At 73.4% G+C, this 14,705-nt stretch carries 1 protein-coding gene (cut by a window edge); it reads right to left on the bottom strand.

Annotation, left to right across the window (positions count from 1 at the left end; translation table 11 throughout):
* Nucleotides 1-14: 14 nt before the first annotated feature.
* Nucleotides 15-14,705 carry the 3' portion of a type I polyketide synthase gene (locus ACFVXH_RS23530; protein WP_387826884.1) on the bottom strand. 3,606 nt of this gene lie beyond the right edge of the window, so 14,691 of the gene's 18,297 nt are visible here — the last part of the coding sequence; its start codon lies off the right edge, out of view; it ends in the stop codon at nucleotides 15-17.

Below are 14,705 nucleotides of genomic sequence, written 5' to 3'. Positions count from 1 at the left end.
AATCAACGAGGGCGTCAGGAGTCTTTGCCATCGAGGGCTATGCGAATGAGGTCTTCGGCGTCCATGCCGTCGATGGACTCCGTGTCCGTTCGACTGTCCGCGCCGTTGTCCTGGGCCGGGTCGGCGAGTTGCAGCAGCAGGTCCAGCAGGCCGGCCTGCCGGATGCGGGCCAGCGGGATCGCCGAGATGGCCTCCCTGAGGGCCAGCTCGTCCGCGTCACCCTCCGGAGCGGCCTGCTCCGGCATGAACTCGCGCAGGATCTGCTCCGCGAGGGCGGTGGCGTTCGGGTGGTCGAAGACCATCGTGGAAGCCAGCCGGATACCGAGCGCCTTCGAGAGGCGGTTCCGCAGCTCGACCGCTCCGACGGAGTCGAAGCCCAGCTCCTTGAAGGCGCGTTGCGGCAGCACGTCGTCTGCCGAGTCGTAGCCGAGGACCGCGGCCGCGTGGCCCCGGACCAGGTCGGTCAGGACCTGGCGCTGCTCAGCGACCGGCATTCCGGCCAACCGGCCCGCCCACTCGCTGACTTCCTCGGTCGTGGTGGTGCCGGCCTCGGCGGCCAGCACCTCCCGAACCTCGGGGAGGTCCGTCAGCAGACGGCTGGCCCGGTGCAGGGTGTAGGTCGGCACGAACTGCGGCCAGTCGAAGCCGGCCACCACCATCGCACCCTCACCGGCGTCCAGGACCTGGCCCAGCGCCAGCATGCCCCGGCGCCCGTCGATGCCCTCCATACCGAACTCGCGCAACCGCTCACCACCAGAGCTCGCGGCCATCCCGACGCCCGCCCACAGGCCCCACGCGACCGAAGAAGCCACCAGACCACGGGAACGGCGATCCTCGACCAACGCGTCCAGGTGCGCGTTCGCCGCCGCGTAACCGCTCAGGCCACCGCTGCCCCACACACCCGCGCCCGACGAGAACAGCACGAACGCGTCCAGATCCCGACCCGCCGTCAACTCGTCCAGCACCACAGCACCGCCGACCTTCGCCGACAGCAGCCAGGACAGGTCCGAAGGCTCGATCTCCTCGACCGGCCTACGGTCACCGACACCCGCCGAATGGACCACCGACGACAACACCGGGCCCGCCGCATCGATACGGTCCAGGACCTCCGCCACGGAAGCACGGTCGGCGATGTCACACGCCACCACGTCGACTGCCGCACCGCGAGCCGCGATCGAGGCCGCCAACTCCGCCACACCGGCGGCACCCGGACCCGAACGGGACGTCAGCACGACCCGCGAGGCACCACGATCCGCCACCCACTGGGCGGTGATCGCACCGACGCCGCTCGTGCCACCCGTCACCAGGACCGAACCGCGCGGCGACCACGCCTCGCGGACGACCGGACGGCCGGCACGCACCAACCGCCGCGCCAGCACACCGCCCGCACGCACCGCGACCTGGTCCTCATCCCCGACCAGGACGGACGCCAGCCGCGCACCGACGCGGGCGTCCACGGCGGCCGGCAAGTCGATCAGCCCGCCCCAGCGGCCCGCCAACTCCAGTGCCGCCACGGCTCCCAGACCCCAGACCTGCGCCTGCACCGGCCGCACCGCATCACCCGCGACCGCACCCACCGCACCCCGCGTGACCACCCACAGCGGGGCGGACACACCGAGCCGGCCAAGCTCCTGAACCAGTGCGACCGTCGCGGCCAGACCGCCCGGAACCAGCGGGAACGCTTCCTCCGGCGTCTCCTCCAGGGCCAGCAGCGAGACCACACCCCGCAGGTCGGAGTGCGCGGCCACCGCAGCGGCGACACCGTCCGGAGTCGAGCGGACGACCCGCGCACCCGGAAGGTCCAGCGCCTCCGCGACCGCAGCCGCGTCGGTGCCGTCCCCGACCAGCAGCCAGGTCCCGGTCAGCACCCCGCCGGACTCGCTCACCGGCGCCCACGACACCCGGTACCGCCAGTCCGCGACCGCCGAGCCGGCCCGCTCACGGCGCCGCCAGTCGGTCAGCGCACCCAGCGCGGCATCCGCCGGGTCCACCCCGAGCAGATCGGCGAGAGCCGTGACATCACCACTCTCCACGGCGCTCCAGAAACCCGCCTCCGCACCGGTGGCCACCGTGACGTCCGCGCGCTTGCGGTCCGCCTCCGGCCAGTAGTGGCGGTGCCGGAAGGCGTAGGTGGGCAGGTCCACCGTCGAACCGCGGCCGAGTACGGCGGCCCAGTCGACCGGGAGACCCTGCGCGTACACCTCGGCGAACGAGGTCAGCAGACGCTGGGCGCCGCCTTCCTCCCGTCGCAGCGTGCCCGCGACGACCGGGGACAGCGCCTCCAGGGCGTCACCGATCGCCGGCGTCAGCACCGGATGCGGCGACACCTCCAGGAAGACACCGTGCCCGGACTCACCCAGCAGACGAACCGCCCGCTCGAACTCGACGGTCTCCCGCAGCGACGCGTACCAGTACGCCGGGTCCAACTCGGAGCCCGCGAGCCACTCGCCGGTCAGCGCCGAGACCATGGGGATGCGGGCCTCGGTCGGCGCGATGCCCTGGAGAGCCGAGAGGATCTCCTCGCGCAGCTCGTCCACGTGCGCGCTGTGGGACGCGTAGTCCACCGGGATCATCCGAGCGCGCGGCGAATCCCCACAGGAGTCAGCCAGTTCACGCAGCGCGTCCGCGTCACCGGAGACGACCGTCGCCGAAGGACCGTTCACCGCCGCAACCGACAGACGGGAACCGTACGGAGCGATCCGGGCCCGAACACCCTCCACCGGCTCCGCGATCGACAGCATCCCACCGCGACCAGCAAGGGCCTTCAGAGTCTTGCTCCGCAGAGCCACGACCTTCGCCGCGTCCTCCAGCGACAGGATCCCGGCCACAGCGGCAGCCGCAATCTCGCCCTGCGAGTGACCGACCACGGCATCGGGAGCGACACCCGCCGCCTCCCACACAGCGGCCAGCGACACCATCACGGCCCACAGCGCCGGCTGCACCACGTCAGCGGCCTCGAAACCGTGCCGGCCCGCCAGAACGTCATCCAACTGCCAGTCCACGTACGGCGTGAGAGCCGCAGCACACTCCGCCAGCTTCGCCGCGAACACCGGCGACGAAGCGGCCAGCTCACGCCCCATGCCGACCCACTGGCTCCCCTGCCCCGGGAAGACGAACACCGTCCGCCCCACCCCACCGGGAGCCACCGAACCGGTCACCACGCCCGCCGCCGGCTGCCCCGTGGCCACCGCCGCCAGACGCTCCGCGAACTCGCCCCGCTCCCCGCCGAGCACGACGGCCCGGTGCTCCAGCGCCGCACGCGTCGTCGCGAGCGACCACGCCACATCGCCGACCGACAACTCCGGCCGTGCCAGCACGTGTTCACGCAGTCGACCCGCCTGACCGGCCAGCGCCTCGGTGTCCCGTCCGGACAGCACCCACGCCGGGACACCGCCCGACAGCACCGGCACCACGCTCCCGCCGTCACTGTCGACGGGCGTCTCCGCCTCGGCCGGCGCCTCTTCGATGATCACGTGCGCGTTGGTGCCGCTGATGCCGAACGCCGAGACACCCGCCCGACGCGGCCGCTCGCCCGCCGGCCACGCCACCTCGTCCTGCAGCAGCCGGACGTTGCCCGTCTCCCAATCCACGTGCGAGGACGGCTCATCCGCGTGCAGCGTCTTCGGCAGCACACCGGCTTGCAGGGCCAGCACCATCTTGATCACACCGGCCACGCCCGCGGCCTGCTGGGCGTGCCCGATGTTGGACTTCACCGACCCCAGCCACAACGGCCGGTCCTCGAACCGCTCCTGGCCATAGGTCGCCAGCAGCGCACCCGCCTCGATCGGGTCGCCCAGCTCCGTACCCGTCCCGTGCGCCTCGACCACGTCCACGTCCGCGGCCGACAGCTGCGCACTCGCCAACGCCGCCCGGATGACCCGCCGTTGGGCCGGGCCGTTCGGCGCCGTGAGACCGTTCGACGCACCGTCCTGGTTGATCGCGCTGCCGCGCACCACACCGAGCACCCGGTGCCCGTTGCGGCGGGCGTCCGACAGCCGCTCCAGTACCAGCATTCCGACGCCCTCGCCCATGCCCATGCCGTCGGCGCCCTCACCGAAGGCCTTGCAGCGGCCGTCGGCCGACAGCGCGCGCAGCCGCGAGAAGCTCACGAACTCGCCCGGGTCGGCCATCACCGTCACACCGCCGGCCAGCGCCACCGTGCACTCGCCCGACCGCAGCGCCTGCACCGCCTGGTGCATCGCCACCAGCGAGGAGGAGCACGCCGTGTCGACGGTCACCGCGGGCCCGTTCAGGCCCAGCGTGTACGACACCCGGCCGGAGAGGACGCTCAGCGCGTTCCCGGTGATCAGGTGCGCCTGGGCCTCCGCTTCGTCGCCCAGCACCCCGATGTAGCCGGAGGCGGCCGCGCCGATGAACACGCCGGTCGCGGAGCCGTGCAGCGACTTCGGGTCGATGCCGGCCCGCTCGACGGCCTCCCAGGAGGTCTCCAGCAGCAGCCGCTGCTGCGGGTCCATCGCCATCGCCTCACGCGGGCTGATCCCGAAGAAGCCGGCGTCGAACTCCCCGGCGCCGCCGAGGAATCCGCCCTCGATCACATAGGTCGAGCCCTCGGCGTCCGGGTCCGGGTCGAACAGGCCGTCGACGTCCCAGCCGCGGTCGGCCGGGAAGCCGCTGATCGCGTCGCCGCCCGCTGCCAGGAGGTCCCACAGCTCCTCGGGCGTCCGGACGCCACCGGGGTAGCGGCAGGCCATGCCGACGATCGCGATCGGATCGGTCGAGGCCGGTTGCACCACCACCGGGGCGGTCTCCTCCGAGACGCTCCCGAACAGCGCGGCCAGGATCTCGTCCGCCAGCGCGGACGCGCTCGGGTGGTCGAAGATCACCGTGGACGGCAGCCGGACGCCCACGGCCGCGTTCAGGCGGTTGCGCAAGTCCACGGCGGTCAGCGAGTCGAAGCCCAGCTCCCGGAACGCCCGGCTGGCGACGATCTCGTCCGCCGACTCGTGGCCCAGCACCGCGGCCGCCTGTGTCCGCACCAGCTCCACGACGGTCCGGCGCCGCTCGGCCACCGACAGACCCGTCAGGCGCGCGGCGAACTCGCTGCGCTGGTCGTCGACCGGACGGCCGGGGGCGGTGTCCTCCTGCGCCTCCGGAATGGTGTCCAGCAGCGGGCGAGGCCGCGCGGCCGTGAACACCGGCGCGAACTTCTCCCACTCCACGTCCGCGACCGCGATGAACGTCTCGTCGTCGGCCAGGACCTCACCCAGCGCGGTCAGCGCTCGCTGGGTGTCGAGGAAGTTCATGCCCTGCCGCAGCAGCCGGTGCGGGGTCACCCGGCCCGGCGCCTGGTCCATCACCGCGTCCACGGCGTCCCAGTCGCGGGTGTTCCACACACCCCACGCGATCGAGGTACCCGGCAGGCCCCGGCCGCGCCGGTCCTCCGCGAGCCCGTCCAGGAAGGAGTTCCCGGCGGCGTACGCGGCGTGGTCGTTGCTGCCCCAGGTCGCCGAGATCGACGAGAACATCACGAACTCGTCGATGCCCAGGTCCGCCGTCGCCTCGTCCAGGTAGGTGGCGCCGGCCGCCTTCGCGCCCAGTGCCGCCGCCAGGCCTTCGTGATCCGTGTGCTCGACCCGCGAGAGGTACGGGGTGTTCGCCGAGTGCAGGACGGTCGACAGGCCGGGACCGGAGTCCTCGATCCACGCCACCATCGCCGCAACCTGCGCACGCTCCGTCAAGTCGCAGCTGACGACCTCGACAGCCGATCCGCCGTTCGCCACGGCGGCGGCCAGCGCCGCCACACCGTGCGCCGACGGGCCGGACCGGGAGGTCAGAACCACCCTCGGCGCGCGGTGCTCGGCAAGCCAGGGGCCGATGCAGACGCCGATCGAGCCGGTGCCGCCGGTCAGCAGGACGGTGCCGCGCGGCGACCAGCCCGCCGACTCCACACGGCGGGCCTCCGCCCGCACCAGGCGGCGCAGGAGGACACCCGACGGCCGCACCGCGACCTGGTCCTCACTGCCATCGGCGAACACGCCGACCAGCCGGGCCGCGGCATCGGCGTCCACCACCGGCGGCAGGTCGACCAGACCGCCCCAACGGTCCGCGTGCTCCAGGCCGACGGCCCGACCCAGACCCCAGACCTGCGTCTGGATCGGGTTGGTCGTCACCTCGCCGGCTACGGCCTGCACCGCGCCGCGGGTCAGCACCCACAGCGGAGCGGTGACCCCGGCCCGGCCCAGCGCCTGCACCAGGTCGAGGGTGTCGGCACTGCCGCGCGGGACCCACCCGAACTCGGCGTCCAGCGACTCGTCCAGGGCCAGCAGCGACACCACGCCCTGGACATCCGCACCGGCGACGGCCTCGTCGAGGCCCGCCAACGTCGTCCGCACGACCTCGGCGCCACAACTCGCCAGCGCCTCGGCCATCACACCGGCGTCCGCCGCGTCCCCGACCAGCAGCCAGGTACCGGACAGGACCGCCGGGCCGCTCCCGGTCGCCGGCTGCCAGGTGATCCGGTAGCGCCAGTCGTCCACCGACGCCCTGGCCCGCTGCGGGGTGCGCGGCTCCGGCCAGAACCGCTGGCGCTGGAAGGCGTACGTCGGCAGGCCGACGCTCTCACCACCACCGAGCACCGTCGCCCAGTCCACCGGAGCGCCCTGGACGTAGGCCTCGGCGAAGGACGACAGCAGGCGCCCGGCGCCGCCGTCCTCGCGGCGCAGGGTGCCGACCACCACCGAACCGTCGACGTCCTCGACCACGTCGCCCACCGCGCCGGTCAGCACCGCGTGCGGGGACACCTCCACGAACACCCCGTGCCCGGAGGCGCCCAGGATCCGGACCGCCCGCTCGAACTCGACGGTCTCGCGGAGCGAGGCGTACCAGTAGTCGGGGTCCATCTCCGGGCCCGACAACCATGCGCCCGTCAGCGCGGACACCATGGGGATGCGGGCGTCGGTCGGCGTGATGCCCTGGAGAACCGAGAGGATCTCCTCGCGCAGCTCGTCCACGTGGGCGCTGTGCGAGGCGTAGTCCACCGGGATCATCCGGGCACGCGGCGAATCCCCGCACGCCTCGGCGAGTTCACGCAGCGCGTCGGCGTCACCGGAGACGACCGTCGCCGACGGGCCGTTCACCGCCGCCACCGACAACCGGGAACCGTACGAAGCGATCCGCGCGCGGACACCCGCCACTGGCTCGGCAATCGACAGCATCCCACCACGACCAGCAAGGGCCTTCAGGGTCTTGCTCCGCAGAGCGACGACCTTCGCGGCATCGTCGAGGGAGAGAATCCCGGCCACAGCGGCGGCGGCAATCTCGCCCTGCGAGTGACCGACCACGGCATCGGGAGCGACACCGGCCGCCTCCCACACCGCAGCGAGCGAGACCATCACCGCCCACAGCGCCGGCTGCACGACGTCAGCGGCCTCAAAGCCGTGCCGGCCCGCCAGAACATCGTCCAACTGCCAGTCCACATACGGCGCGAGAGCCTCGGCGCACTCCGCCAACTTCGCGGCGAAGACCGGCGAGGCCTCCGCCAACTCGCGCCCCATGCCGACCCACTGGCTCCCCTGACCGGGGAAGACGAACACCGTCCGCCCCACACCGCCAGGAGCCACCGAACCGGTCACCACACCGGACGCCGGCTGCCCCGTGGCCACCGCCACGAGACCCGCCGCGAGCTCACTCCGCTCGCCACCGAGCACGACCGCCCGGTGCTCCAGCGCCGCACGCGTCGTCGCCAGCGACCACGCCACATCGCCGACCGACAACTCCGGCCGCGCCAGCACGTGTTCACGCAGCCGACCGGCCTGACCGGCCAGCGCCGCGACGCTCTGGCCCGACACCGTCCACACCGAAGGCGCGGTCCCGAGGACCTCCGGCGCCGGCTGCTCCGCCGGGCGCTCGGCCTCGACCGCCGCGACCGGTGCTTCCTCGACGATCAGGTGGACGTTCGTACCACTCACACCGAACGCCGACACACCCGCCCGGCGCGGGCGCCCACCCGCCGGCCACTCCACCGCCTCCTGGAGCAGACGGACGTTGCCCGTCTCCCAGTCCACGTGCGAGGACGGCTCGTCCGCGTGCAGCGTCTTCGGCAGCACCTCGTGCCGCAGCGCCATCACCATCTTGATCACACCGGCCACACCGGCCGCGCACTGCGAGTGCCCGATGTTGGACTTCACCGACCCCAGCCAGAGCGGCCGGTCGGCGGCGCGGTCCTCGGCCTGCCCATAGGTGGCCAGCAGCGCCTGCGCCTCGATCGGGTCACCGAGCGTCGTGCCGGTGCCGTGCGCCTCGACCACGTCCACGTCCGCCGCCGACAGCTGCGCGTTGGCCAGCGCCGCACGGATCACCCGCCGCTGCGAGGGACCGTTCGGCGCCGCCAGACCGTTCGACGCACCGTCCTGGTTCGCCGCACTGCCACGGATCACCGCCAGCACCTGGTGCCCGTTGCGGCGGGCATCGGACAGGCGCTCCAGCAGCACCATGCCCGCGCCCTCGCCCCAGCCGATGCCGTCGGCCTCGTCCGAGAACGCCTTCGACCGGCCGCTGGAGGCCATGCCGCCCTGCTGGGCGAACTCCATGAAGGCGGCCGGGGAGACCATCACCGCCACGCCGCCGGCCAGCGCCATCGAGCACTCGCCGGCCCGCAGCGCCTGCACCGCCTGGTGCATCGCCACCAGCGAGGACGAGCACGCCGTGTCCACCGTCAGAGCAGGGCCGGTCAGGCCCAGGCAGTACGAGATCCGGCCGGAGTGGACAGCGGTCACGTTCCCGATCAGCCGGTAGCCGTCCAGGCTGGTGTCCTCGACGGGCAGGACCGAGCTGTACCCCGAGAAGTTGGCGCCGACGAAGACGCCGGTCGCCGAGCCGTGCAGCGACTTCGGGTCGATCCCGCCGTGCTCGATCGCCTCCCAGGAGGTCTCCAGCAGCAACCGCTGCTGCGGGTCCATCGCCAGCGCCTCGCGCGGGCTGATCCCGAAGAACCCGGCGTCGAACTCAGCCGCGTCATGGACGAATCCGCCCTGTCGCCGGTACTCCTGGCCCTTGCCGAACTCCTCCTCGTAGGCGTCCCACCCACGGTCGGTCGGGAAGCCGCCGATGGTGTCGGTGCCGGAGGCCACCATGCTCCAGAACTGCTCGGGGCCGACCGCCCCGCCCGGGTACCGGCATCCCATGCCGACGATCGCGATCGGCTCGCCGATCGCCGCGGCCACGACCTGGACCGCGCCGTCCCGCTGGACCGTCTGCTCGTCCGCGCCGACGAGTTCGCCGCGTACGTAGTCCGCGACGGCGGCGGCGTTCGGGTGGTCGAAGACCATCGTGGAGACGAGCCGGACACCGAGCACCTTCGACAGGCGGTTCCGCAGCTCGACCGCTCCGACGGAGTCGAAGCCCAGCTCCTTGAAGGCCCGCTGCGGCAGCACGTCGTCCGCCGACTCGTGGCCGAGGACGGCCGCCGCGTGACCGCGCACCAGGTCGGTCAGGACCTGGCGCTGCTCCGCGACCGGCATCCCGGCCAACCGGCTTGCCCACTCGCCGACTTCCTCGACGGCGGACTCGACGGCGGCCTCGGCGGCCAGGACCGCGCGGACCTCGGGCAGGTCCGCCAGCAGACGGCTCGGCCGGTGCAGGGTGTAGGTCGGCACGAACTGCGGCCAGTCGAAGCCGGCCACCACCATCGCACCCTCGCCCGCGTCCAGGACCTGGCCCAGCGCCAGCATGCCCCGACGTCCGTCGATGCCCTCCATGCCGAACTCGCGCAACCGCTCACCGCCGGAGCTCGCGGCCATCCCGATGCCGGCCCACAGGCCCCACGCGACCGACGAGGCCACCAGGCCCCGGGAACGACGGTCCTCCACCAACGCGTCCAGGTGCGCGTTCGCCGCCGCGTAGCCGCCCAGGCCGCCGCTGCCCCAGACACCCGCGCCCGACGAGAACAGCACGAACGCGTCGAGATCCCGGCCCGCCGTCAACTCGTCCAGCACCATGGCACCGCCGACCTTCGCCGACAGCAGCCATGACAGGTCCGAAGGCTCGATCTCCTCGACCGGCCTACGGTCACCGACACCCGCCGAGTGGACCACCGACGACAACACCGGGCCCGCCGCATCGATACGGTCCAGGACCTCCGCCACAGAAGCACGGTCGGCGATGTCACACGCCACCACGTCGACTGCCGCACCGCGAGCCGCGATCGACGCCGCCAGCTCCGCCACACCGGCGGCACCCGGGCCCGAACGGGACGTCAGGACGACCCGCGAGGCGCCACGATCCGCCACCCACTGGGCGGTGATCGCACCCACGCCGCTCGTGCCACCCGTCACCAGGACCGAGCCACGCGGCGACCACGCCTCGCGCACGTTCGGACGACCGGCACGCACCAACCGCCGCGCCAGCACACCGCCCGCACGCACCGCGACCTGGTCCTCGACACCCGCGAGAACCGACACCAGCCGCGCACCCGTACGTGCGTCCACGGAAGCCGGAAGGTCGATCAGCCCGCCCCAGCGGCCCGCCAACTCCAGCCCCGCCACGGCACCCAGACCCCACACCTGCGCCTGGACCGGCCGCACCGCATCACCCGCGACCGCACCCACCGCACCCTGCGTGACCACCCACAGCGGGGCCACAACCCCGGCACGATCGAGCGTCCGGATCAGCGCGAGCGTGTCAGCACCACCACGCGACACCCACGGGAACGCCTCCTCCGGCGACTCGTCCAGCGCCAGCAGCGACAGCACTCCGCTCAGGTCGGAGCACGCGGCCACCGCCTCACCCACGGCATCCACCGCAGTACGGGCCACGGTTGCCCCGCGGGACTCCAGCGCCTCCGCGACCGCAGCGGCATCCGGGGACTCCCCCACCAGCAGCCACGTCCCGGTCAACACCCCGCCGGACTCGCTCACCGGCGCCCACGACACCCGGTACCGCCAGTCCGCGACCGCCGCATCGGCCTGGCCCCGGCGCCGGTAGTCGGCCAGCGCCGGCAACATCTCGCCCAGCCGGTCGCCGTCGATGTTCAACGCCGCCGCCAGGCCGTCGGCGTCCCCGCCCTCGACCGCCGCCCAGAACTCGGCATCGATGACGGAGCCCTCGGAGGCCTCGGCCACCGCCTCGGGCCAGTAGTGACGGTGCTGGAACGCGTACGTCGGCAGATCCACCGTCGAACCACCGGCGAGGACCGACACCCAGTCCACCGTGGCGCCCTGGACGTAGGCCTCGGCGAACGACGTCAGCAGGCGCTGCGCGCCGCCCTCGTCGCGCCGCAACGTGCCCACCACGACCGGGGACAACGCCTCCAGGGCGTCACCGATCGCCGGGGTCAGCACCGGGTGCGGCGACACCTCCAGGAACACCCCGTGCCCGGACTCACCCAGCAGACGAACCGCCCGCTCGAACTCGACGGTCTCCCGGAGCGACGCGTACCAGTACGCCGGGTCCAGCTCGGAGCCGGCCAGCCACTCGCCCGTCAGCGCGGAGATCATCGGGACCTGCGCCTCACGAGGCCGGATCCCCTCAAGGACGGAGAGGATCTCCTCGCGCAGCTCGTCCACATGGGCGCTGTGCGAGGCGTAGTCCACCGGGATCATCCGGGCGCGCGGCGAATCCCCGCACGCCTCGGCGAGTTCACGCAGCGCATCGGCGTCACCGGAAACCACCGTCGCCGACGGACCGTTCACCGCCGCCACCGACAACCGGGCACCATACGGGGCGATCCGCGCGCGGACACCCGCCACCGGCTCCGCGATCGACAGCATCCCACCGCGACCGGCCAGAGCCTTCAGGGTCCGGCTGCGAAGAGCAACAACCTTCGCCGCATCCTCCAGCGAAAGAATCCCCGCGACAGCAGCCGCCGCGATCTCACCCTGCGAGTGGCCGACCACGGCGTCAGGAGCGACACCCGCCGCCTCCCAGACGGCGGCGAGCGAGACCATCACCGCCCACAGCGCCGGCTGCACGACGTCAGCAGCCTCAAAGCCGTGCCGGCCCGCCAGCACATCGTCCAACTGCCAGTCCACGTAAGGCGCCAGAGCCGCAGCACACTCGGCCAGCCGCGCCGCGAACACCGGCGACGAAGCGGCCAGCTCACGCCCCATCCCGACCCACTGGCTCCCCTGCCCGGGGAAGACGAAGACCGTCCGCCCGGCGCCGCCGGGAGCGAGTCCGCCGGTCACGACACCGGGCGCGGGCTGCCCCGTGGCCACCGCCGCGAGACCCGCCGCGAGCTCACTCCGCTCGCCGCCCAGCACCACCGCACGCTGCTCGAACACCGATCGCGTCGTCGCGAGCGACCACGCCACATCGCCGACCGACAACTCCGGCCGCGCCAGCACGTGTTCACGCAGTCGACCGGCCTGACCGGCCAGCGCCACCGCACTACGACCGGAGACCCGCCACACCGACGTCCCGCCGGTCAGCACCGGAAGCTCCGGAAGCGCCGGGAGCGCCGGGAGCGCCGGCCCGGGCTCGGACGCCGTCTCGACGGCCGCCGGGGCCTCCTCCACGATCACGTGGACGTTGGTGCCGCTGATCCCGAAGGCCGACACGCCCGCCCGGCGCGGCCGCTCGCCCGCCGGCCACGCCACCTGCTCCTGGAGCAGCCGGACGTTGCCCAGATCCCAGTCCACGTGCGAGGACGGCTGCTCGGCGTGCAGGGTCTTCGGCAGCACGCCGTGCCGCAGCGCCATCACCATCTTGATCACACCGGCCACACCGGCGGCCTGCTGGGCGTGCCCGATGTTGGACTTCACCGACCCCAGCCACAGCGGCCGGTCCCCGGCGCGTCCCTGGCCATAGGTGGCCAGCAGCGCGCCGGCCTCGATCGGGTCGCCGAGCGTGGTGCCGGTGCCGTGTGCCTCGACCGCGTCGACGTCGGACGCCGACAGCTGGGCGTTGGCCAGCGCGGAGAGGATCACGCGCTGCTGCGAGGGGCCGTTGGGCGCGGACAGGCCGTTGGAGGCGCCGTCCTGGTTGACGGCGCTCCCGCGGAGCACGCCGAGCACCTGGTGCCCGTTGCGGCGGGCGTCCGACAGCCGTTCCAGCACCAGCATGCCGACGCCTTCGCCGATGCCCATGCCGTCCGCGCCGTCGCCGAAGGCCTTGCAGCGGCCGTCGGAGGACAGCGCGCGCAGCCGCGAGAAGCCGACGAACTCGCCGGGGTCGGCCATCACGGTCACGCCGCCGGCCAGTGCCACCGTGCACTCGCCCGACCGGAGCGCCTGGGTCGCCTGGTGCAGCGCGACCAGCGAGGAGGAGCACGCGGTGTCCACGGTCATCGCCGGGCCGACCAGGCCCAGGGAGTAGGCGATCCGGCCGGAGAGCACGCTCAGCGCGTTCCCGGTGATCAGGTGGGCCTGTACGCCGGCCTCGTCCCCGACCGCGCCGAAGTAGCCGGACGGGGCCGCGCCGATGAAGACGCCGGTCGCCGAGCCGTGCAGCGTCCGCGGGTCGATGCCCGCGCGCTCGACGGCCTCCCAGGAGGTCTCCAGCAGGAGGCGCTGCTGCGGGTCCATGGCGAGGGCCTCGCGCGGGCTGATGCCGAAGAACCCGGCGTCGAACTCCCCGGCGCCGCTGAGGAATCCGCCCTCCACGACGTAGGTCGAGCCCTCGGCGTCGGCGTCCGCGTCGAACAGCGCCTCGGCGTCCCAGCCGCGGTCGGCCGGGAAGCCGCTGATCGCGTCCCCGCCGGCGGCGATCAGGTCCCACAGCTCCTCGGGCGAGCGCACGCCGCCCGGGTAGCGGCAGGCCATGCCGACGATCGCGATCGGCTCCGAGGGCGCGGCGGCCACCGCGACCACCTGGCCCGGGCCCTCCGCCCCGAACAGCGCGCTCAGGATCTCCTCGGCCAGCACGGAGGCGCTCGGGTGGTCGAAGACGACGGTGGACGGCAGGCGCAGGCCGCAGGCGGTGTTCAGGCGGTTGCGCAGCTCGACGGCGGTCAGCGAGTCGAAGCCCAGCTCGCGGAAGGCCCGCGTCGCGACGATCTCGTCCGCCGACTCGTGGCCGAGGACCGCGGCGGCGTGGGAGCGCACCAGCTCCACGACGCTCCGGCGCCGCTCGGCCGCCGACAGCCCGGCCAGCCGCGAGGCGAACTCGCCGCGCTCGTCGGCGGCCGTCGTGGCGGCCGTCTCGGCCCGGGCCTCGGGGATGGTGTCCAGCAGCGGGCGCGGGCGCGCGGCCGTGAAGACCGGCGCGAACTTCTGCCACTCGACGTCCGCGAGGGCGATGAAGGTCTCGTCGTCGGCGAGCACCTCGCCGAGCGCCGTCAACGCCCGCTGGGTGTCGAGGAAGTTCATGCCCTGCCGCAGCAGGCGCTGGGGCGTCACCCGGCCGGGCGCCTGGTCCATCACCGCGTCGACGGCGTCCCAGTCGCGGGTGTTCCAGACACCCCACGCGATCGAGGTCCCGGGCAGGCCGCGGGCCCGACGGTCCTCCGCCAGCGCGTCGAGGAAGGCGTTGCCGGCGGCGTAGGCGCCGTGGTCGTTGCTGCCCCAGGTCGCCGAGATCGACGAGAAGAGGACGAACTCGTCGATGCCCAGGCCGGCCGTGGCCTCGTCCAGGTGGACGGCGCCGGCCGCCTTCGCGCCGAGCGCGGCGACCAGGCCTTCGCGGCTGGTGTCCTCCACCCGGGCCAGGTAGGGCGCGTTGGCGGAGTGCAGGACGGTGGACAGGCCGGGGCCGGAGGCCTCGATCCAGGCCACCAGGCCGGTCGCCTGGCCCCGGTCCGCCAGGTCGCA

Origin of the sequence: Kitasatospora sp. NPDC058184 (assembly GCF_042883725.1) — a bacterium.
Lineage (GTDB): Bacteria > Actinomycetota > Actinomycetes > Streptomycetales > Streptomycetaceae > Kitasatospora.
Note: the sequence above shows the minus strand (reverse complement) of the source record. Positions and strands in the feature narration are given on the sequence as shown.